The following is a 19275-nucleotide window of genomic DNA, read 5'->3' as shown; positions in this document are numbered from 1 at the left end:
CTCGGCCCGCTGCGGCGTCCTCGATTGCGCCTTCGCGCCCGATGCTGGACGATGCGGCCTTCGAGACGTTCCTGCACAAGCAGCGGCCGCATCCGCCGGTCTTCGGCATGGATGGGCTCGACGGCTATCTGACTGCGCTCATCATCGGTCCGCGCTTTATCGACCCGCGCCAATGGATTCCTTTGTTTGCAGGCGAGCAAGCGTTGATGGCGCTCGAAGGTACAACCGAGGCGCTCGCCGTTCAGACGCTGGTTGCCAACTATAACCGGATCTCGGTCGGGCTCGGCGAAACGCCGGAGACCTGGCGTCCGCGCCTTGCGCGACAGCAGGACGGCACATTCGACGCCTTCGAATGGTCGACCGCCTTCCTGCTTGCCACCGGCTACGCCACAAGGCTCTGGCGCCCCGTTCTCCACGGCCATGCCAAGACCGGCGACATCATCGCCCCGATCCGGGATACAACGGGGCTGAACTCCCGTCTCGACGACGCGGGCGTCGCAGCCGTTGCAAAGGCGGTCGTCGCCATCCGCTCGTACTTCATGCCCAAGCGGGTCAAAGCGGCCCGCATCTGAATCCTGCCTCTGTCAAGCAAGGACAGTCGTGCGGTGCTCGTGACGCTTACAAAGTAGCCGTACTGATCGGAAAGGTGGCTGTAGAACTTTGAGCCGGGTTCGCTGCCGTAATGCAGATTGATGTCGCCGCGCTTTGCGGCTCGGTCGCTCGCGCGGAAGAATTGGCCGTCAGATGATGACGTCGTGCCATTGCCCCAAAGGCGAGAATGCGGATGGCGGGTGTGGGCGTCCGTCACGCAGGCCTGCGCCGCGCGGTAGGTCTCCGACCGTGCATGGAAGGTTCTCATCCAACTGATCTGGTGAGCGCTGATGCCTTTGGACGCGCTGGCCATCCGTTTCGGACCAAGGTTGGTCGCATCCGCCAGTACGCCGGCCAGCATGGCCGAGACATCTCTTGGGACGTCGCCGGTGCGAACATGCGTGAAGGTATCCGCAAAGCCGGTCCATTCATGCACTTCCCTCAACAGGTCGGGAACCTCGATACCATTGGATGCGGCGTCCATCCCTGGATGGCAATCCCGGCACAACACCCAGCGGGGATTGCGAACCTCCACTGTGCCGAACACCGTTTGAATTCGACGCGTCGTATAGTCCTTGACCGGCCGAAAATTGTGGCAATCCGGACAGACCCGTCGAAACAGGGTGTAGGTTTTCGCCTCCTAGGTCGCGACCACTGTTTGCAGGGCGGCCATGATCTTCTTGCCATCTTTGATCGACAGGTCAAGGTCTCCGCCACGCGGACGCTCATCGCTTTTGTCGATCCGGACCTCGTTTCGACATCGCCGAATTCGTTCCTGCTCTCGATCGTGATCGTCCATTCCACCGCCATCGCCGCCGCCTTAAACAAAGTAACGGTGATGGCCCAGTCGGCGCTAACAAATCGTGGCCGCGCTCACCCCAGAGAAGTTACCGGTCCCAATGCCTCGATGCCCTCGAGCGCTTCATCCACCGAGTTACTGCGCAAGAACGTTGCTGATCTCGACCAGGTTCGAGCGCACGCGCAACATGTAGAAGCCAATTGTCGTTAGGTGATTCGGCAACAGCCAGCCATCCTCGCGGCCATTGGCGATGATGAAGGGCTGGATGCGCAGCGCCGAGACGAACTGCGAGTCCATCGTGTCCCACAGGCTCTGCAGGTGCTTTTCGTTGATCACGTCCTCGAAATCGGCCTCGGCGCCTTTCATCAGCCCGTAATAGGCATAGAGCTGGCCATAGGCGAACCAGAAGCGATCGTCGGCGCGGAAATCGAACCAGCCATTGTTGTAGTGCTCAGCGCGCTCCTTGAGGATCGCCGAGGTCGAACCGATGTCGGACGAGATGCGGTCGATATACTGCTTGAGATTGTCAGCGCGGGCATCGAACACCGTCTGGCAGGTTTCCAGCCGGGCGTTGAAGGCGCGCAGCTTGCGCACCGCGTCGCGATAGTAGCTCGGCGTCGGCGTCTTCGGCCCGAACGGGTTCAGGCCGAAATACCAGGTTTCCTCATCGAACTGCAGATTGCCGCGCGCGTCCTGCAGGTCGGCGTCGATCTGCGAGGTGGTGCGCACGCGGCCGAGATTGTCGGCAAGCTCGGTCGCCGTGCGCCGCACCGCCTGGTTGATGCCGCGCTGGAACGACGCCTTGTTGTCCATGAACGGCGTGTGGTCCCAGTCGATGCCGAACAGGCCGAGCTTGTAGAGGATCATCGACGACACCCAGGCATTCTGGTTGACGTTGAAGTCGGTCAGGTCGGCCGCCAACTGGGCGATCGCCGAATTGCCACAGGTCCTGGCGGCGTCGGTGCTGGCACCGGCGGCGACCTGCTCGCCGGCCGACAGGTTGCGCTTCTCGAATATATAGGTGTCGGGATAGTTCGGGTTGAAATTGTTCCACCACTGGGTGGCGTAGAAGAAATTGGCGTAGAGGCCGATCAGCATCAGCAGCGCCAGGCCGACCACTGCCTTCAGGATCCAGCCGCGCTGCGTATACCAACGCCCGGCCCACACGAACGGCCACAGGATGACGCCGATGGCTAAGCCGATGCCGCGGCCGATCCACTGGAAAATCCGGGTGAAGAAATTCACGATCGGATCAAGCATGGCGATGTCACCCCCTCAGTCAGTCAAGCCGTAGAGGCGCATGCCAAACGCCACCTTGTCTTTCAAATATGTGATTTTCAGAACGTCGCGCTGGGTAAGCCATTCTCAGTTTGGAGCCGCATGGTAATCGACACACGATACCTCGCTTGGCCATCTTGCACGCGACCGGCAATTCCGGCGCGCTTTATGAGTTCGCTTGAGTGCACTGTTTGCTTCCATCTGATGTCGATAGATGTTCGCCAAATGCAAGCGGAATTGGTCTCATGACAGCCAGCTTTTCCGGCATAAATCTGTCCTGCCATCCGACGCAGGTTCGCGAGTGTCCGGCCACCAACCACGATCATTTCGTGCCATCGGTGAGAAGCGCCTTGAGTTCTTCGAGCCTGTCGTTGATGAGCCAGCCGTAATAGTTCTCGACGGGCAGGGTGCGGCCGGTCTTGTCGGTCACGGCTTGCCTCAACTCACGTGCACGTCTGCGCGGCTGGCCAACATTGTAGAGCGTGGCGGTGATTCCGGGATTACCGGATATATCGAACCCCTGTTCCCGATAGGCATCGATCGAATCCCGGATGATCGCGGCGATGTAAACAAGACTGCGATCAGGATCCATGACGTCGCGATAGATCGCCTGCGGGCGATCGGGCGACAATCGGGGAAGCTTGCTGACCCGGCTGACCATGTCTGTGACCTGCAGGGCTGCAAGCGGGCTTATCTGTCCCAGGCCGAAGGTCTGCCCCGCATAGAAGGGTTGGAAGAAGGCCCGCTGGAACGTGATGGGTTCGTAGTCGACGCCATCGACCTTGCGACCCCGGAATGTCTCTTCCCAGACCTGGTCACGGCAGCTCCAAATCAGCGCGCTGCTTTCGAGAGAAGCGCAGGATGCGAATTCGGGCCGCTGGACGAATGACTGGACCGGAGTGCCCCTGTAGCTGAAGGAGAACTTCAGATCGGCATAGGCGAGCGCCTTGACGTAATAGGTCTGAACCGAGTCGACCACGCTGATATTGTAGGTGTGCTCTCCGACGAGAGCCGCGACGATGTGGATCGGATCGATGCCATAGGCGAGCGCCGCCTTCCTGATCTTGCCGACGAGCTTGCGGTCGTCCCGTATCAAGGCGGTTATGGCCCGATACTTCTCCTCGTACGTCGTGTTGAATGCCTTGGAACGAAGCGCGGACGCTCTTGGGATCACCGGTTGCTCGGCAAGACGATTGCCCGTCGGGACGACTGTGACAGTCTGCGCCACGGCTGGGGCCGTTCCGACACAAGGTGCAACGATCGTCACCGTCATCAAAAAGGGCTGCAGCTTGGCTGTTGGCATGAGGCTCCGTTGGCAGCCTCCGGCTCCGTGAAGGGATGCAGGGTGTGCCGTCATATGGTCATGGCAGTGTGCTTTCGAGCCTATAACAGAGAGGCGGAGGTTTTGCGAGCCGGCAAGGTGTTCGGATGCAAGGACGCTGGAAAAAATGTTCGGCATCGCGTTACCTAAGCGCGCCGACGAGAAGATTGTCTTCGCTTAAGATGGAAACCCACCGTCTCGTGTTGTATTCCGCTTGGCGCTTCAGGTAGTGATAGTTCGTCTCGTACCAGGGACGAACCCTATTGGTCAGATTATCGAGAATGAAATCGCCCTTGTCGGTTCGAACCGCCAATACAGCGTGCCCTTCGCCATCGGACTTGCGCACTGCCGTCAAGAGCAGACTGGAGACGCGAAGGCCTTTCGCATCAGCGTTCGCCGATTTTCCAGTGCATAATCCTCGCAATCACCCAGATTATCGTCAGGATAGGACCAATATTCTGGAACTCCATTGTGTTCCATGTCGCTCACTGGCTTGACGCGGTGGTTTACGGATACGTTGACGCCTACGAGCGATCGCAAAAGTCATCGGTCATGCTCGGCGAATGCAGGGCAGCTCACATTCATGCGAACAAACGGACGGACAACGCAGCGATCGGTCATTACGAATACTGTCGGAACTATCGCGATGATTGCTCGATCGTCACGCGCGACCCGAAGCCCGTCGAACTGACCCGCTCCTTGTGTGAGACGCTGATCGAAATCAACAACAGGGCCAACACGACGATCATGGCCATGACGGACATAGATACCCGGTGTCGATGAGAAATGGGAGTATCCCTATAAGGGATTTGGCGACTGCGACGACATCGTGCTGGAAAAACGTCGCGAACTGATGAGACAGGGCGTGCCCCCGCAAAACCTTTTGGATAACGGTGGTCAGGCAGTCGAGCGGCGAGGGGCACGCGATGCTGAGCGTCAACACGACCGCCGGTGACTTCATTCTCGACAATCTGGAGCCGAAGGTCCTGCTGTGGTCGGACACCGGATATACCTACCTGAAGCGCCAGTCGCGATCCAACTCCGGCCATTGGGAAGCGATCGAATCCCAACAGAACATTCTCGTCAGCGGCACGAAATAATCTCAGGACGCTGACAGGAGACCGGCGCCAAGAAGCAGAAATATCGAGGCGCCGAGCCCGATCCGATAATAGACGAAGGGTATGTAGCTGCGCGTCGAGACTAGCTTCAGAAAACCCACGATCGCGACATAGCCGACCGCGAAGGACAGCAGGGTGGCCAGCGCGGTCGGACCGGCGCCGACCGGACTGTCTGCCCCCCAACTCGCATAGAGCTGGAAGAAGCCTGAGGCGAGCACGGCAAGTATCGCCAGCAGGAACGAATACCTGGCGGCGGCCTCTCGCGTGTAAGCCATCAGCAGTCCGGCGCTTATAGTGTCTCCCGATCGCGAAACGCCCGGGATGAGGGCCATCGCCTGGGCGGCGCCGAACAGAAGGCCGTCCCGCCAGCCCAGATCGCGCAAAGCCTTGCGCTTGGCGCCCAGCCGGTCGGCGGCCGCGAGAACCAGCGCGAAGACGATCAACATGGTTGCCGTGAGATAGAGGTTGCGGGCCGGACCTTCGATCAGGTTCTTCAGCAATAGTCCTAGGATGCCGATCGGCAGGGTCCCTATGATCACCAGCCATCCCATGCGGGCATCCGGGTCCAGCCGTTCACGGCGGCCGGCCAGGGAACGCAGCCATGTGGCGATGATGCAGATGATGTCATGGCGGAAATAGATCAGGGCCGCGATCTCGGTCCCGATCTGCGTAATGGCGGTAAATGCGGCGCCGGGATCGCCGGCCGGTGGCAGGAATTCACCAACGATCCGCAAATGCGCGCTTGAGGAGATCGGAAGAAATTCCGTCAGTCCTTGAACCACTCCTAGGATCGCCGCCTCGCTCCACCCGATTTCAGCCAATTGCACTTCCTTTGCGTGGTGCGCAGCTCGTCTCGGGCTGTCGCTTCATCGGATCGTCGAAGAGCCGACGTTAGCCGGTGCGGGCCTGCAGATAGGAGAGCATGAGGAACTGTGGGGCGGTCACGCAGCTTTGCTGCGCTGATCGGGTCTTGGATTGTCGTTTGCCATGCCCGGATACCATTCCGCGAAGACTGCTTTGAGACTTCCGTCGAGTGTCCGGGTGCGGCCATTGCTTCGCCCGTTGCCTCGTGGGCGCTCAACGCGAGGTGCAGTCGTGATCCAAAAGGCGCTCGGCCGCTGAGCTTTCCCAATTGGTCAGGATGTAAAATCCCGGTCTTGCGCCGGCGAGTTCGGCGCCAACGACGACGACATTTACGTGATGCATGGCGCCCCGGGCCTGCGGCAGGCCGGAAGCGATGATGCCGACTACGTTGGTCGTTTCCAAATCCGGCTTGTCGACTGCCTTGATCCAATAGCGTTTCCCCATCAGAGCCAAAGGGAGAAGCTGCCACGGACCTTCCACCTTCGGCCCCTTCAGGACAAGTTTCTTTTCCACCGACACCGCAACGCAATCGATATGGATGTGGAACTGATCCTGGGATCGCTCAGTCCTGGAATTCACAGCCATGGCGATGGCCGTTCGTGGAAGGTGACGTCCGAGGCTCGCCGAGACCTTGCTTCGTGCTTTCCATGCCCGATTCCAGAGTTGGGAACTGCCCTGCCAACGGACAGACGGGCTTTCAAGGCCGGCAACAGCCGTAAGTGGCGTCAACAGAAACTCGGTCCGGTATCGGGGTGATTTAATGAGAGCTGATCCAGGCACGCCCTGCCTGGGCAGGATCACTTCCTCGCAGGGGAAAGCGCTGCCAAGATGCGCTGCGGCAAGAGCGCAGGTCTGCACAACCTGCCAGAGCGCGTTGCGATGCGCTGAAGCGGAGCCGACGTCGGTGACCGCCGCAGTCAGCAACGCGATTGTCAAACAGAGCACGGCTGCAGCACGGCAGTGGTGGAACAATGGTAACCTGTGAAGGGATTTTACAGCGAGGGGAATGCCCGAGATGAGGTTTTGAGTCCCGGCGCGCAGTCGGCGAAACCGAAACGGTGAAGGTGGAGCGGCTGGGAGCCTCGCGATGGTTCCGATGGGCGACTGCTCTTCTGCCCGATCACTGGTTTGATGACGTTTCGGCATTAAACCTCGCATCCTTGGCCGTGACCGATGTCAGTTCAGATTCTGCGCCCCGCTCAGCGGCCGGATCGAGATTGCTGTCCTTCCCTACTATGGCCTTGTCAGCGCTTCGCGGCACGTCCTCCATCGCATTCTGAAGCATCGAGCGGGTTTCCTGCAGGTCGAGTTCCTTCTCGGCTTGACGTACGGCGTCGTCAAACTGCTTTCGAAAATCGCCCGCAATCCGATTGAATGTCTTCATCATTGCCCCCGCCGATCGCATGACTTTTGGAAGCTCCTCCGGGCCGAAAACAACCAGCGCCACCACGAAGATAACCAACAGGTGGGTCATGCCAAGTCCGAACATCGGTACGTCCTCTCGCGCAATCGCCGGCAGCGACAACCTCTCCGCTGGTTTGTGGCGACCGATCCGGTTGAATGCCTCGACCTACGGCGCCAAATCCAACCATCATAGCCTCTCGCCTGAGCCATTCCAGTATGCGGCCGCGGGAATGTCGTTCATACTTCGAGCCATGTGGCACCACTCGTCAACCCGAATATCAGGCGCACGTCTGGTAGGGATATTCGCAACCGTGCTCGCAGCAAGCGGACTCCTCGCTGGAGCCGATGGCACAAGGCCCAGAATATTTGAAGCAGGCGCCTACTCCTTTTCCGACGAACTCGGCGGATTCCGGATCATTGCCGCTTCGGGAGCCGGAACAAGGGCCGATCCCGTCGTGATCACCGAGGAACTCGAGTCGGCAAGCCCGGTAACCCTCACCATACGCGCCATCCGGCCGGTTCAGCCATTCGGTGCCTCCGGCAACTATGCCACCGGGTTCATTTCCCTAAGGATCGTTGCCCTCAACAACAGCGGTCACGCCTGGGTCGAATTCGAGTTCGAGTTGCAGGAGATTCTCAACCAGCCAAGCGATTCCAGCGACGGGCTTTCGTTCGACCAGGCGCGCCGCGAAACGGATGCAATTCGGTCCGATAGTTTCGCCGAATTCAGTCGTGAATTCGAACCTTATGACCATCTTCTGTTCCGGAAAGGCGAGGTCGATCCGCTGAGCACGGTTTCGTTCTCATTCCTGGTGACTGATTTCACGCCGACTGCGCGGCTCTATCTCGTTCAGGACCCGCGCATTCCCTCAACCTGAACGTGTCGCGCATCATCGCGGCCGTCGGTTCGAACAACGCTGCTCGTCATGCATGCCGGCAGTTTGGCAGGTGTCGTTGGGCGCGGCATGCCGATGGATTTGCTGGTCATTTTGGTCGCTTGGCCGTGCCTTTGATTCGGGCCACAAAATACGGACAACAGGGCAAAACCCGACGCGAACGACGATTGAGGATCGTGAGCGCCCGCGGTACGAGTTCTCCGCCGAGTTACTTGTGAAGCGTTCACACTAGCGACAGTTCCGGATCGTGCTATGATCTTGCGCATGAGGACGATCCCGGCCTCTTACATTCTGGTTTTCGCGGCGCTCGCTGCAACGCCCGCGCGGGCCGAATGCCAGTGCCTCGCCAACGGCCACATTTTCCATCACGGCGAAATCGCTTGTCTGCAATTGCCGTCAGGTCCTGAACTCGCGCAGTGCGACATGGTTCTCAACATTTCGTCATGGAAAAAAATTCAGGATGGATGCCCCGAGGCGACGGCGCCGTTTGGCTTGCCTGTCAAAGGGGACGAGCAGAAACCAGGCGAAGGCGGAGATAAAGCCAACGATTTGGCTTTATCAACAGCAAACGCCCGGAGCTAAAGCGAAGCGCAGTTTGCGCGCATCCAACAGTGCGACGCAAGCCCAACGCATACCCTAGCGGTGTTCCAACACCGCTAGGAACCAGCCCTATGGATGAGCTTCCTGTTGAGATTCTGCTTTCCTGTCAGTCCTTCTTGTTCCGGTAGCTTTCAATGGCTTTGCCAACCATGTCGATGGCGACGTTGGCGCCACCAAAGCCGTTCAGCTCAACGGCCTTGCGGCCTTCAGGTAGCTGCTTGTAAACTCGAAAGAATGCCTCGATGCGCTGTCGTTCGATGGCCGGAAGATCATCGATGGTCTTGACCCCGTCATATTGCGGATCGATATCCGTAGCCGGCACAGCGATGATCTTGTCATCCGCTTCGCCGCCGTCGACCATGTTGAGCACGCCGATGGCGCGGACTTTGATCAGAGCACCGGGCACAACGGGTTCCCGGGTGAAGACAAGCGCATCCAACGGGTCGCCGTCGCCGCCCAACGAACTGGTAACGGAACCATAGTTGGCCGGATAGACGACCGGCATGGACTGATATCGATCGACGACGACATGGCCTGTCTCGGCATCGATCTCATATTTGGTGATGCTTCCCGCCGGAATCTCGATAACCGTGTAAAATTCGCTGGTGTCTTTCGGCTGCGGAAAATCGAAAGCTGTGACGAATTCGGCGAAAGCGGGCTGCGTGCCCAGCAGGGCCGCAAGCGCCATGACAGTCGGCAAAGCGCGCATGGTTGTCTCCAGAGGTTGGACGGGCAGGGCGCCCTGCATCCGCCTAGCCACCGTATGTGACGGCAGCATTACAGGGTTCCGTTATTGAAATTGGATGACCGTATTTGCACCGATCCTGCGGCGAGCAGAAATGGGCCGAGATAGAGCGCTGACGAGTGATGAGCGTCTATGGGCGTTTGCGTTTATGGGCGTTTAAGAGACGGTGGCCGCTTCAAATGTGCTATTTCAGGCGAGCCCATTTCCGGCAAGGGGATAGCTTGCGTCGTAACTCCTGCCAATCGGGCACGCTACACCCACAACACGCCGTTCGGCGAGAGCTGCCACGTAGACGCCTCGCGGCTCAGTGCGACGTTGTGTGGCAATCATCAAAAAGCAAGTGAAACTCCAACTTCAGTTGAAGTCCTTCGGAGACTACGCCACCTTGACCTTGAATCATTGCCAGGGTTCGAAATTCGTGAACGAAGAGACAACAACACCACGTCCGCTATACTCCACTGAAAGGGCTGCTTCATGTCGGGAATGTCGCGCAGGGGATTCTTGCTGGGCGGCACGGCAGCAGTAGCTGTCGGCGCTGCAGGCGGGCTGATTGCCGGCAGGGCCGTAGCAGCCGATCTGACCTTGCGGGTTTCAGCGATCAGTCGGTCGATTTTGCCCGGCACCGTCACCAAAGGGATGATGAGTTTCGGTGCGGGCGGGCCGCCGCCCACTCTGCGTTTATTGCGAGGTAGGCCGTTTTCCATAGACGTGGTCAATGATCTCGATGAAGCGACGAGTGTGCACTGGCATGGATTGCGCATCGCCAATGCCATGGACGGCGTGCCTTATCTCACCCAGCGTCCCATCGCGGCGGGCGAAAGCTTCCGTTACACTCTGACACCGCCGGATGCCGGCACCTATTGGTATCATCCGCATTGCAACACGCTCGATCAGATGGCCCGCGGTCTGACAGGCATGCTTGTTGTCGAAGATGACGAAGATGCCGGTTTCGACCAGGATTTGCCGCTCAATATACGCGACTTCCGTCTCGGCGAAGACGGCCAGTTCATCGAATTGTTCAAGGCACGCAACGCTGCGCGCGGCGGCACGCTGGGTACGGTCTCGACGGTAAATTGGGAAGTCACCCCGATTTACGATCTGCCAGCGGGCAGCCTTGTGCGCCTGCGTTTGGCAGTCACGGATGTCACCCGTATCGGCACTTATGACCTCGATGGCGGAACGGCCAAAGTGATCGCTCTTGATGCCAACCCGCTGCCGCAGCCTGTTGCGCCTCGGGGCATTGTCATCGCGCCCGGCCAGCGCGCCGATGTCGCCCTCCGCGTGCCTGATGGCGAAGACGAGATCGTCAGCCTGAATCTCAGAACAGCCAAGGGACCTCGCGTTCTCGTCCGATTCCGGCCTATCGGCGCCAGCGCGGGGCGGACGCTTGGCGAACTCAAGCCGCTGCGGCCGAATCGCGTACCGGAGCCGGATCTTGCCGATCCCGAGACAATGGACTTCGTCTTTGGCTGGTCGCCCAATGGTGATGCGCCGGCGCCGGGTGTTTGCGGCACGCTCGGCTACACCTTCTGGTCGATCAACCGCGTCGCCTGGCGAGGGGACGCGCCGGGGCCAGTTGATCCGCTCGCGGCTCTAAAACGAGGCAAAAGCTATGTTCTGCGCCTTCGCAACGAAACGCCGAACGATCATCCGATCCATTTGCACGGTATGTCTTTCCGTCTGCTACGCTCCGACAAGCGCAAAATTGCGTCGCTTGTAACAGATACGGCCCTTCTTAAATCGCAAGAAGTGATGGAAGTGGCGTTGGTCGCTGACAATCCGGGTAATTGGGCATTCCATTGCCACGTCATTGAACATCAGAAGAGCGGCCTGACCGGTTATTTGCGTGTGGAATGACCCGGTCCTCATCCAGGGTTGCGTTGCCGAGGGCGTGAGAGGGTCGAAATTGGGCGAGGCGGAGCGTCCGAGTTCTCGCCGCACTAATGGCGCTACTGCTCACGGGCGCCGGAGCGGCCGGCGACGGGTGCTGATCTGTGCATCTGATCGAGCCTCTGCTGAGTGGCCTCCCGGGCTCGCTCGCCAACGCCGGTTCCCATGCCACCGCGGTCGCGATTGCGTTGGTCATCATCACGGCGCTGTAGCTCATGCTGGGCGATCTGGCGCCCGCTCCGGATCGTGCTATGATTTCGCATGAGGACGTTCCATGCCTCTTGCATCCTGGTTTTCGTGGCGCTTGTTGCAACGCCCGCGCGGGCAGAATGTCAGTGCCTCGCCAACGGCCGGACGTTCCATCACGGTGAATTCGCCTGTCTGCAATTGCCGTCTGGACCGGAACTCGCGCAATGCGACATGGTTCTCAACATTTCGTCATGGAAAAAAATTCAGAGCGGCTGCCCGGAGGCGACAGCACCATTGAGTGTGCTCGTCGAAGGGGGCGAGCAGCAATCAGGCGAAGCCGGACACAAAGCCTTAACAACGACGAACACTCCGACCTAAGACGAAGAGCAGGCTGCGCATCAGCCACAGAGATCTCTTTCGGCAAGGCGTCAACTTTGGGGTGAACTGTTACACTACCGTCACTTGATTGCGCTGACCAGCGGGTTGTCGCCATCGAGGGAGACCCAGCGCCCCGTGTCGGTGCCGGTTTGCCTCTTCAGGAAGCGGTAGCCGGTCTGGTCCCAGCGGCGCACCGTGTCGGTGAGGTTGTCGAGGATGAAGTCGCCCGTGTCGGTACGAACAGTCAGCACTGCATGACCCTCGCCGTCGGGCTTGCGAACAACCGTCATCAGCAGATCCGACACAGGAATGCCGCGGTTTATCAGACGGCGACGCTTTTCCAGCGCATAGTCTTCGCAATCGCCGAAACCACTGTCCGGATAAGCCCAGAATTCGTCCTGTCCGTACTGGTCGAGATCGCTCATCGGCTTGACGTTGTTGTTGACCGTCAGGTTAACGCTCGTAATCTGCCGCCAGAGTTTTCCGGTCATGTGCTCCGGACCATTGTCGCGTGAGCGGATCTCACATTCGGCCCGATGGGATTTGCAGAAATCGTAGTGACCGATCGGCTGCGAGGTAAAGCCACCGATCGGCATCGACTGTGAAGCCGTCGCCGCCGACCACGTGGACATTATCGCAATGATTGCAACGACCGCACCGCCGCCCAACCGTGCGCACAACCGCACTCGTGAGGAACTCATCCGACCCGCCCAACCACCTTTGTTAAGAATGAGTTAAGGTCGATCCCGTGGGTTCTGTCAATCAGAGCGGGAGGAAGATCCTTCTGAATGGTTACTTGCGCCGTGTGCGTTGCTCGGCCGCTACACGTCTGCACGATTTCGGTTTCCTGCGCGGCAGGTCTTTGCCAGAGGGACCGATATGGTGAGATGTCAACCGTCGGTCACGCTTGGTGCGAATTGGAAAGTGATGAATGAGCCTCGATGAGGTCACGCAAGCGACGATCGCGTTTATCCGGACGCATGAAGCATGGGGTGTTCCGCTGGTGCTCGTGCTGGCCTTTGGGGAATCGCTGGCGTTCATCTCTCTGTTGTTGCCTGCAACCGTGATCCTGATCGGTGTCGGTTTTCTCATCGGCGAAAGCGGTATCGCATTCTGGCCCCTGTGGCTTGCCGCCGCCATTGGGGCGGCATTGGGGGACTGGCTGTCCTTCTGGATCGGCACGCGGTTGGGAAACGGGGTTTCGCACTATTGGCCCCTGTCACGTTATCCAAACCTCATTCCGCGCGGTCACCTGTTCTTCGAGCGATGGGGGGTGGCCGGGGTGTTCTTTGGGCGCTTCTTCGGTCCTTTGCGCGCATCCGTGCCATTGGCGGCGGGCATCTGTAAGATGCCCGCCTTGACGTTTCAGATTGCCAACATCACCTCAGCCTTCGTCTGGGCCACAGGTATTCTGGCTCCCGGCGCCTTCGGCCTCAAATGGCTGCAGGCGTGGATTTGATGGGCACCAAAGGCGGACCGTCATTGTCTGCCTCTGGCAAGGGCAGGAATCAATCGTAGGCGGCGCGAACGGGTATGCTCCCCAGTTCAGTTCGAATTCGAATTTCGAAGGCGAAACAATCCGCAACTCAAGAGAATTAGGCACGGTTTCGTCTTGAACTCGTAGCTGGTTCCTTTGATGCCGCTGGCGCAACCGTAGGAGCCAACTTGCCGCCGCTACTCGAGGCCAGATTTGCAGATTTCTAGTGCGACAAAAGGACAGGCAGGCGCAGATCGCCCAGAACGCCCTTGGTTGCGCCACCCACGACAAAATCTCTCATCCGGGAATGGCCGTACGCACCCATGACAAGCAGATCGGCGCCCATGCCGACAGCGCGCTCCTGAAGCGTAACGCCAATGGGGCGATCTTCCGTATCGATTGAGACTCCCTCAGCGGGAAGGCCACGCATTCTCAGGCTTAAAGCAAGGCTTTCGCCAATATCGCGCAGCGGCTTTTCGATTGTCACCGTCAGTACGGTTATCTTTGCCGCACATTGCAGAAACTCATACGCGTCGGCAACGGCCCGGGCCGCAACGCGACTCCCATCCCAAGCGATGATAACATGATCGATTGCACCAACATTTGCGCTTTCCGGCAGAATTATGGTCGGTCGGCCCGAACCAAACAGAACCGCGTCAACGGTCATGCGCGCAGTCTGGTTATTTGGCTCCAACCCAATCAAAGCAAAATCGAAATAGCGTGACTTCACTGCCGCAACATCGCTGACAGATGCCGGCTGAACAGCAATCTCCTCGGTTGTCAGGGACGATCCGACACGTGCCGCTTCAGCTTTCAATGCCTCCAGCAAATCGAGCCCGTGCTTGCGGCTGGTCGCTTCTGTCTCCCGGATCATTTCGGGAAGGTTGATCAAGTATCTCGACACCGGGTTGGAAATACCCGGGATATCGACATTGATCGTTAATGCGTGAAGCGCCGCGCCAATGTGCTTGACCACCGCGATTGCGTTTAAGGCGATTTTGGTGGAATTCGCTTCCGGATACGTCACCAGAGGAAGTAAGGCAATCTTATTCATCAAACCTCAGCTCCATGATTTCGGCCGCTGTCGAGCGACCAATGGCCCAACGCGTGTTACACACCTCAAGCCTCCTAGTTCAGCCCGCCAAAATACTCAGACGACCGAGGTTCGCTATCGCCTACCTCGATATTCCAAGGCGATCTTGCGCCGCATCGATTCCGTCCTGAACGGTCGTGGCTATAATGGCAGGCATCGATGACGAGAAATGTCAACAAAGATTAGCCCGTTTGTTGCCATGAGCGCAGTGGCGCCCGCAAGCATTGTTTTGACAGTAGCGGCAGCCGAGGATGTGGCGGAAACTCCGCTGTTCACGATCCGCGCCGGGGACCATCGGGGTTTGACATCTGGAGATCCGCGTTCTGCGATCATCCTTCCTGAATCCGGATACCGGCCAAACCTGGATGCCTAGCGAAGCTGTAACGCAGCCTGCCGCAACCGACGCGCCAGTGTTGTGCTCCCTACATTATGTCCGGCAGGCTCCAAGCAGACACAAGAGCGGGAGGGGTTGAAGCTGTCGATCGCGCGCTTTCGATCCTCGGGTGCTTCACAGAGCGCGACGAAGGTTTAAGCTTGGCCGAGATTTCTTCTAGACCAGGCCTCTACAAAAGCACGATCCTTCGGTTAACGGAATCCCTTGTCCGGAGTGGCTACATTGTTCGCATGGCGGACAAGCGCTTTGCTGCCGGCCCTACGCCGATGATATTGGGCTCATTCTACCGTCGTCGTTTTAAGATGGAGGCCTTCGTTCGGCCTCTCCTTTTGAGCCTTGTTGAACGGGCGAATGAAAGCGCATCGTTTTTTCGAAAGGAGGGAAATCGCAGCATTTGCCTGTTTCGTGCAGACTGTCGCCATTTGATCCGGGATCAAATCCGAGAGGGCGATGTGCTTTCGCTTGACCATCATGCAGCTGGCCAAGTGCTTGCTCGGTTTAGTCTCGCTAAGCCTAGAATGCGAATAGCTCTTATGGCGAAGATTCCGTTTGTATCGCTCGGGGAGGGAGATTCTGAAACAGCGACGATGGCCGTACCGGTTTTTTCAGGCAGCGAGGGCTTGGCCGGAGCGCTGGCTGTTTCTGGACCGCTGACCAGATTTACACCGGAAAAGCTGGTCAACATGAGACCGCTTTTGCTGGAATTTGACGAACGCCTATGGACATCCCTTGCGAGTAGCCAATATTTACAAGCGCGCTCATAGAATGGTCGTCACTAGAGCGTGTGTGCCCAAGGGCACGGGAGCAGCAGTTGGGGCGGATTGTGGCCTTCTTGCCTTTGGAAGCGGTTAAGCGTGATGACAAGCGAGGCTCCAAATCGGCTACTCTGCTCGATTCATGGCAAGCGGCCCCGCCAAACATGATTGGAATCGACATCGGGCGCTTGAGGACATGACTGCCAGTGAGCGTCCGAGCAACAACGCGCACAATCAAAGCGATAGTGGCGATCTGATCCGCCGGGCGGTGGCTGCTTTCAATTCCGGTAATCACGACCAAGCGATGCATCTGTGCGCATTGGGCCTGGGGCAGCACCCGGGCGATCCAGCGCTTTGCCATCTTCTGGCGGCGTTCCTGTTCGCAAGGGCAGACATGCCGGGGGCTCGTGCGCGCGCATCGAAGCGAGCCTTGCCGTTCGCCCGGACAATGTGCCTGCCTTGATTCTGGCATGCAGGATTGCCCGGGCCGAAGGCAGGTTTGAAGCGGCGTTGCAACAGCTGGATCGCGCAGCCAAGCTATCATTGCAGGCGGAAATCCTCATCGAGCGAGCACGTACCCTTGATCAGGCAGGCGACGCCCCGGCCGCGCGCGAATGCTGGACACTTGTCTTGCAGCGGGATCCGAAATCCTAGGAGGCAGCGGCGCGCCTCGGGCGCCTTGCCTGGCAACGCGGTGCGCCTGCCGAAGCGGAGGGCTTCCTCGAACGCGCTGTCGCCGGCGGTGGGCATCCGGCTGCGTGGTTTGACCTCGGGCTGGTGCGTCAGGACATGCGCAAGTTCGGCAGCGCCGCTCAAGCCTATCGGCGGGTGCTGAAGATGAGCCCGGACGCCCCGGAAGCTGCCGTCAATCTGGGTGTCGTCCTGCAGGAAGTCGGCGACCTCGACGGGGCCATGGCTGCGTATTCGATTGCCTACAGTCTGCGCCCATCCACGTTCGGCGTCATCGCCATGGCACTCACATCGGCGTCCAGCGGCCGGCTATGGCTTGATGAGGAAGCGCTGCGTCGCTCACTCGCTGGTGGAGCGTCCCCGCCTGGCGCGAAACCGCTTGCGGTACACACCGGGCGTTGACAGGACATCGGCGACCGTCTGCGCATACGATGCCTGCCGCTTTTCATCGAACACCTCGTATTCCAGCTGCGGCTCAACCCGTGGAACCGCAAAGCACTGCGCGACCGGGGTTCCTTTCCTGAGCAAGCCAGAAAACTCGGGCTCAGTCCAGACCGCCGGGAAATTAATGCCTCCATCGTTGAACCGGTCGGAATCCACCAGGCCCGTCACCAGCCTGAAGGGCAGATCGTCGCGATTGACCGGATGCGTCGCGAACAGCGACCAGCCGTCCTCGACCTGTATGGTCCAGAAGCTGTTGAATTTGAGGGCGGCCTGACCGGGAGTGGCAAACGGGCTGCCTGCGAGTTGCCCCGGCGTGTGGAAGCTCAAAGGCGCTCGGGGGTGGTTCCCGGTGACCGGGTCCGGAATCTGCCAGTCCTAGGAAAAGGTCCCTTTGTCGGCGATGACGTCGCACGGCAGGAGGATCATGAAGCCATAGGTCATCGCATCGATAACGGGCGGGCACTGCTTGAGCGTGCGAATGTCGCGGCCGTGGATCGCCGAAAAGGAAGTAGCGGGCATTGTGCGCAGCCAATCCGGCAACGCGCCGCGCGCGAGGATCGGGCGTGGCAAATGCTCGACCAACATTGGATCACATCGGAAAATGACACGCATCGTCGCCTCCCGGCATTGCGATACCACGATTGCCGATCACACTCCAAGCGGCGATAAGGCAAGGGCAATGCTCCGTTGACACTTTGGACAAGTTGGCGAGTTTTTTTAATACAGGCGAAACCCATCCGTCCGGTAGCCCAAGCCGTTCCAAAGGCCATCAGGGAAGGGAGCCACGCAGGCAACCAACTGTCGCGTCATCATGACTAACGGCAGAATCACCACCACGACTGCCGGGTTTGCGGGATAAAGGAAGGGCCCCGCCGAGCAACCACGCAAAAATGAAAATGACGACGCCTGTCTTGCAGGAATCCGGGCATTCTTACTCCGATGTTTCTTGCCGCCCCGTGGGAGAGTTCCTTCGTGCGAGCAGTTTGTCGATCCGCCGGCCATCCATGTCCACGATCTCGAAGTGCCAGCCGCCATAATCAAAATGTTCCCCGATCTCAGGCAGATGCCCTAGTCGAAACAGGGCAAATCCTGCGATCGTATGGAAGTCGCCTTCAGTTGGCCGTGCTCGAAAACCAAGGCGATCGAACGCGTCCTGGGCCGACATCATACCATCCACGAGAAGGGAGCCGTCTTCACGCTCGACGATATCCGGCTCTTCGCCTTCGATGTTGGGCAGGTCGCCGGCGATGGCTTCGAGCAAATCGGTCTGGGTAACAATTCCTTCCAGACTTCCGTACTCGTCGAGGACCATTGCTATGCGGACGGGCGCCTTCCTGAACTGCTCCAGCACTTTGAAAATCGGCGTTGATTCATGAACGACGAGCGGCTCACGGATGATCGCCATCGGATCGAGAACCTGCCCGTCAAGAACCTGGTCGAGCATGTCCTTCTTCAGAACCATGCCGAGCAGTTCATCGATACCGCCCTTGCCGACAAGGAGCTGCTCATGGCGGCAATCGCGGATCGTACGAAGAATCTCGGTTCGGTCATCATTCACGTCGATCCAGTCGATATCCGGCCGAGGCGTCATGATGTCACTGATGCGGCGCTCGCCGATATTGAAGACCCGCTCGACCATCTCCCGCTGCGCCTGCTGCAACAGCCCGCCTTCCTGACTGGCCGAGATCAGAAGCTTCAGCTCGTCTGGCGAGTGCAATGAATCCTCACCGGTTCCCGGGCGCAGGCCGCAGAGTCGCAGAACGAGGTTGCCGAGACCATTCAGCATTAGAATCGCCGGCCTGAGCAGAAAGAGGAACAGACCGAGCGGACGCACGACCCAGAGCGCAGTGTCTTCGCTGCGCTGGAGCGCCAGACTCTTTGGTGCGAGCTCGCCAAGCACGATGTGAAGCGCGGTGATGATGATGAAAGCGATCGCGACGGCGACAGTGTGTGAGCCCGCAGTCGCCAACGACCCGAGCAGCCCGATCAAGAGAGGCTCGACGAGATGCGCGAGAGCAGGTTCGCCGATCCAGCCGAGCGCGAGCGATGAAATGGTGATGCCGAGCTGGGTCGCCGCCAGATTGGCATCGAGATTGTCGACGGCCCGCTGGAGCGCTGCCGCGTTCAGCCGCCCAGCCGCAGCGAGTTCGGCAACTCGGCTTCGGCGCACGGCGACCAGGGAAAACTCGGCGGCGACAAAGAAGCCGTTTGCGGCCACGAGTAGGAGAACCGATAAGATACCAAGAATGTCGCTCAAACTGCCATCGCCTGTCGGCATGATATCCTCTTAATGACGCAATTGGATACGTCTCTGAAGCGCAAATGATGGCATTGCGCAATCGCTGTCAG

Annotated in this window: 24 protein-coding genes and 3 pseudogenes; 12 read left to right on the top strand and 15 right to left on the bottom strand. The window is 59.1% G+C overall.

Features of this window, described 5'->3' with window-relative positions; all coding sequences use genetic code 11:
* The first annotated feature begins 41 nt into the window (after window positions 1-41).
* Complete coding sequence (locus NKH89_RS27360; protein ID WP_352466299.1) at window positions 42-572, top strand: UPF0149 family protein; 531 nt, start codon at window positions 42-44, stop codon at window positions 570-572.
* An 11-nt stretch (window positions 573-583) separates the two neighbouring features.
* Here the strand turns inward: NKH89_RS27360 and NKH89_RS27355 are convergent.
* The 5 genes and pseudogenes from NKH89_RS27355 to NKH89_RS27335 form a co-directional block, all read right to left on the bottom strand.
* Window positions 584-1054 (bottom strand): annotated as a pseudogene (locus NKH89_RS27355) (Tn3 family transposase); the annotation flags it as partial.
* A 177-nt stretch (window positions 1055-1231) separates the two neighbouring features.
* A complete protein-coding gene (locus NKH89_RS27350; protein ID WP_352451994.1) occupies window positions 1232-1390 on the bottom strand; it encodes a hypothetical protein in 159 nt (52 codons plus the stop codon).
* Between the two features lie 135 nt (window positions 1391-1525).
* A complete protein-coding gene (locus NKH89_RS27345; protein ID WP_352451995.1) occupies window positions 1526-2650 on the bottom strand; it encodes a DUF2333 family protein in 1125 nt (374 codons plus the stop codon).
* A 340-nt stretch (window positions 2651-2990) separates the two neighbouring features.
* Window positions 2991-3941: a DUF1402 family protein gene (locus NKH89_RS27340; protein WP_502896191.1), complete on the bottom strand. Its 951-nt coding sequence runs from the start codon at window positions 3939-3941 to the stop codon at window positions 2991-2993.
* 190 nt (window positions 3942-4131) lie between these two features.
* Window positions 4132-4469: pseudogene (locus NKH89_RS27335) on the bottom strand (transglutaminase-like cysteine peptidase).
* Here NKH89_RS27335 and NKH89_RS27330 point away from each other — a divergent pair.
* The 3 genes from NKH89_RS27330 to NKH89_RS27320 are packed head-to-tail and all read left to right on the top strand — an operon-like array spanning window position 4461 to window position 5089.
* Window positions 4461-4772: a transglutaminase-like cysteine peptidase gene (locus tag NKH89_RS27330; RefSeq protein ID WP_352451997.1), complete on the top strand. Its 312-nt coding sequence runs from the start codon at window positions 4461-4463 to the stop codon at window positions 4770-4772. The pseudogene NKH89_RS27335 and the gene NKH89_RS27330 overlap by 9 nt on opposite strands.
* On the top strand, window positions 4756-4944 hold the full coding sequence (locus NKH89_RS27325; protein WP_352452070.1) for a transglutaminase-like cysteine peptidase: 189 nt from the start codon (window positions 4756-4758) through the stop codon (window positions 4942-4944). The genes NKH89_RS27330 and NKH89_RS27325 overlap by 17 nt, the downstream gene beginning before the upstream one ends.
* Window positions 4916-5089 carry a transglutaminase-like cysteine peptidase gene (locus tag NKH89_RS27320; protein WP_352451998.1) on the top strand — a complete coding sequence of 58 codons (174 nt, stop codon included), beginning with the start codon at window positions 4916-4918 and terminating at the stop codon, window positions 5087-5089. Before NKH89_RS27325 ends, NKH89_RS27320 begins: the two co-directional genes overlap by 29 nt.
* A gap of 2 nt (window positions 5090-5091) precedes the next feature.
* On the opposite strand, the gene NKH89_RS27315 is transcribed toward NKH89_RS27320, so the two are convergent.
* From NKH89_RS27315 to tatB, 3 genes are all read right to left on the bottom strand, one after another.
* Window positions 5092-5919, bottom strand: a complete 828-nt coding sequence (locus tag NKH89_RS27315) for an undecaprenyl-diphosphate phosphatase (RefSeq protein ID WP_352452071.1) — start codon at window positions 5917-5919, stop codon at window positions 5092-5094.
* A 265-nt stretch (window positions 5920-6184) separates the two neighbouring features.
* The gene (locus NKH89_RS27310; RefSeq protein WP_352451999.1) at window positions 6185-7117 is read right to left on the bottom strand and encodes a CDP-diacylglycerol diphosphatase; all 933 of its coding nucleotides are present in this window, start codon (window positions 7115-7117) and stop codon (window positions 6185-6187) included.
* A complete protein-coding gene (tatB, locus tag NKH89_RS27305; protein WP_023680209.1) occupies window positions 7092-7460 on the bottom strand; it encodes a Sec-independent protein translocase protein TatB in 369 nt (122 codons plus the stop codon). The genes NKH89_RS27310 and tatB overlap by 26 nt, the downstream gene beginning before the upstream one ends.
* Window positions 7461-7686: 226 nt before the next feature.
* Between tatB and NKH89_RS27300 the strand changes: the two genes are divergently transcribed.
* Window positions 7687-8253, top strand: a complete 567-nt coding sequence (locus NKH89_RS27300; protein WP_352452000.1) for a hypothetical protein — start codon at window positions 7687-7689, stop codon at window positions 8251-8253.
* Window positions 8254-8523: 270 nt separating this feature from the next.
* Complete coding sequence (locus tag NKH89_RS27295; RefSeq protein ID WP_352452001.1) at window positions 8524-8853, top strand: hypothetical protein; 330 nt, start codon at window positions 8524-8526, stop codon at window positions 8851-8853.
* 124 nt (window positions 8854-8977) lie between these two features.
* Here the strand turns inward: NKH89_RS27295 and NKH89_RS27290 are convergent, their stop codons facing one another.
* Window positions 8978-9619, bottom strand: a complete 642-nt coding sequence (locus tag NKH89_RS27290) for an inorganic diphosphatase (protein WP_352452002.1) — start codon at window positions 9617-9619, stop codon at window positions 8978-8980.
* 471 nt (window positions 9620-10090) lie between these two features.
* On the opposite strand from NKH89_RS27290, the gene NKH89_RS27285 reads away from it, so the two are divergent.
* The gene (locus NKH89_RS27285; protein WP_352466303.1) at window positions 10091-11473 is read left to right on the top strand and encodes a multicopper oxidase family protein; all 1383 of its coding nucleotides are present in this window, start codon (window positions 10091-10093) and stop codon (window positions 11471-11473) included.
* A 294-nt stretch (window positions 11474-11767) separates the two neighbouring features.
* Complete coding sequence (locus tag NKH89_RS27280; RefSeq protein WP_352452004.1) at window positions 11768-12073, top strand: hypothetical protein; 306 nt, start codon at window positions 11768-11770, stop codon at window positions 12071-12073.
* 80 nt (window positions 12074-12153) lie between these two features.
* On the opposite strand, the gene NKH89_RS27275 is transcribed toward NKH89_RS27280, so the two are convergent.
* Window positions 12154-12774, bottom strand: a complete 621-nt coding sequence (locus NKH89_RS27275; RefSeq protein ID WP_352452005.1) for a transglutaminase-like cysteine peptidase — start codon at window positions 12772-12774, stop codon at window positions 12154-12156.
* A gap of 230 nt (window positions 12775-13004) precedes the next feature.
* Between NKH89_RS27275 and NKH89_RS27270 the strand changes: the two genes are divergently transcribed.
* Window positions 13005-13532: a DedA family protein gene (locus tag NKH89_RS27270; RefSeq protein WP_352452006.1), complete on the top strand. Its 528-nt coding sequence runs from the start codon at window positions 13005-13007 to the stop codon at window positions 13530-13532.
* 241 nt (window positions 13533-13773) lie between these two features.
* On the opposite strand, the gene NKH89_RS27265 is transcribed toward NKH89_RS27270, so the two are convergent.
* Complete coding sequence (locus NKH89_RS27265; protein ID WP_352452007.1) at window positions 13774-14604, bottom strand: universal stress protein; 831 nt, start codon at window positions 14602-14604, stop codon at window positions 13774-13776.
* Window positions 14605-15072: 468 nt separating this feature from the next.
* Here NKH89_RS27265 and NKH89_RS27260 point away from each other — a divergent pair.
* Window positions 15073-15255 (top strand): annotated as a pseudogene (locus NKH89_RS27260) (helix-turn-helix domain-containing protein); the annotation flags it as partial.
* A gap of 12 nt (window positions 15256-15267) precedes the next feature.
* Window positions 15268-15801: an IclR family transcriptional regulator gene (locus tag NKH89_RS27255; RefSeq protein WP_352452075.1), complete on the top strand. Its 534-nt coding sequence runs from the start codon at window positions 15268-15270 to the stop codon at window positions 15799-15801.
* Window positions 15802-16332: 531 nt separating this feature from the next.
* Here NKH89_RS27255 and NKH89_RS27250 read toward each other — a convergent pair.
* Window positions 16333-16608, bottom strand: coding sequence for a hypothetical protein (locus tag NKH89_RS27250; protein WP_352452076.1), 276 nt, complete (start codon window positions 16606-16608; stop codon window positions 16333-16335).
* On the opposite strand from NKH89_RS27250, the gene NKH89_RS27245 reads away from it, so the two are divergent.
* Entirely contained in the window at window positions 16582-16884 is a 303-nt protein-coding gene (locus NKH89_RS27245; protein WP_352452009.1) for a tetratricopeptide repeat protein, read from the top strand. The genes NKH89_RS27250 and NKH89_RS27245 overlap by 27 nt on opposite strands.
* On the opposite strand, the gene NKH89_RS27240 is transcribed toward NKH89_RS27245, so the two are convergent.
* From NKH89_RS27240 to NKH89_RS27230, 3 genes are all read right to left on the bottom strand, one after another.
* Entirely contained in the window at window positions 16822-17253 is a 432-nt protein-coding gene (locus NKH89_RS27240; protein WP_352452010.1) for a hypothetical protein, read from the bottom strand. The genes NKH89_RS27245 and NKH89_RS27240 overlap by 63 nt on opposite strands.
* Window positions 17254-17301: 48 nt before the next feature.
* Window positions 17302-17508, bottom strand: coding sequence for a hypothetical protein (locus tag NKH89_RS27235; protein WP_352491411.1), 207 nt, complete (start codon window positions 17506-17508; stop codon window positions 17302-17304).
* 349 nt (window positions 17509-17857) lie between these two features.
* Complete coding sequence (locus NKH89_RS27230) at window positions 17858-19204, bottom strand: hemolysin family protein (RefSeq protein ID WP_352452012.1); 1347 nt, start codon at window positions 19202-19204, stop codon at window positions 17858-17860.
* Between the last annotated feature and the right edge of the window lie 71 nt (window positions 19205-19275).

The sequence above is a fragment of the Mesorhizobium sp. M0923 genome (assembly GCF_040319365.1).
Lineage (GTDB): Bacteria > Pseudomonadota > Alphaproteobacteria > Rhizobiales > Rhizobiaceae > Mesorhizobium.
The sequence above is the reverse complement of the archived record's forward strand: the minus strand, read 5'-3'. Positions and strand labels throughout refer to the sequence as shown.

Excerpts from the sequence above, each read along its gene's own strand:
- tatB (WP_023680209.1), bottom strand. The coding sequence starts at position 7,460 with ATGTTCGGACTTGGCATGACCCACCTGTTGGTTATCTTCGTGGTGGCG.
- NKH89_RS27275 (WP_352452005.1), bottom strand. The coding sequence starts at position 12,774 with ATGAGTTCCTCACGAGTGCGGTTGTGCGCACGGTTGGGCGGCGGTGCG.
- NKH89_RS27230 (WP_352452012.1), bottom strand. The coding sequence starts at position 19,204 with ATGCCGACAGGCGATGGCAGTTTGAGCGACATTCTTGGTATCTTATCG.
- NKH89_RS27245 (WP_352452009.1), top strand. The coding sequence starts at position 16,582 with ATGCGCAAGTTCGGCAGCGCCGCTCAAGCCTATCGGCGGGTGCTGAAG.
- NKH89_RS27295 (WP_352452001.1), top strand. The coding sequence starts at position 8,524 with ATGATCTTGCGCATGAGGACGATCCCGGCCTCTTACATTCTGGTTTTC.
- NKH89_RS27290 (WP_352452002.1), bottom strand. The coding sequence starts at position 9,619 with ATGCAGGGCGCCCTGCCCGTCCAACCTCTGGAGACAACCATGCGCGCT.
- NKH89_RS27345 (WP_352451995.1), bottom strand. The coding sequence starts at position 2,650 with ATGCTTGATCCGATCGTGAATTTCTTCACCCGGATTTTCCAGTGGATC.
- NKH89_RS27270 (WP_352452006.1), top strand. The coding sequence starts at position 13,005 with ATGAGCCTCGATGAGGTCACGCAAGCGACGATCGCGTTTATCCGGACG.
- NKH89_RS27255 (WP_352452075.1), top strand. The coding sequence starts at position 15,268 with ATGGCGGACAAGCGCTTTGCTGCCGGCCCTACGCCGATGATATTGGGC.
- NKH89_RS27280 (WP_352452004.1), top strand. The coding sequence starts at position 11,768 with ATGAGGACGTTCCATGCCTCTTGCATCCTGGTTTTCGTGGCGCTTGTT.
- NKH89_RS27340 (WP_502896191.1), bottom strand. The coding sequence starts at position 3,941 with ATGACGGTGACGATCGTTGCACCTTGTGTCGGAACGGCCCCAGCCGTG.
- NKH89_RS27350 (WP_352451994.1), bottom strand. The coding sequence starts at position 1,390 with ATGGACGATCACGATCGAGAGCAGGAACGAATTCGGCGATGTCGAAAC.
- NKH89_RS27310 (WP_352451999.1), bottom strand. The coding sequence starts at position 7,117 with ATGCCGAAACGTCATCAAACCAGTGATCGGGCAGAAGAGCAGTCGCCC.
- NKH89_RS27285 (WP_352466303.1), top strand. The coding sequence starts at position 10,091 with ATGTCGGGAATGTCGCGCAGGGGATTCTTGCTGGGCGGCACGGCAGCA.
- NKH89_RS27320 (WP_352451998.1), top strand. The coding sequence starts at position 4,916 with ATGCTGAGCGTCAACACGACCGCCGGTGACTTCATTCTCGACAATCTG.
- NKH89_RS27265 (WP_352452007.1), bottom strand. The coding sequence starts at position 14,604 with ATGAATAAGATTGCCTTACTTCCTCTGGTGACGTATCCGGAAGCGAAT.
- NKH89_RS27360 (WP_352466299.1), top strand. The coding sequence starts at position 42 with ATGCTGGACGATGCGGCCTTCGAGACGTTCCTGCACAAGCAGCGGCCG.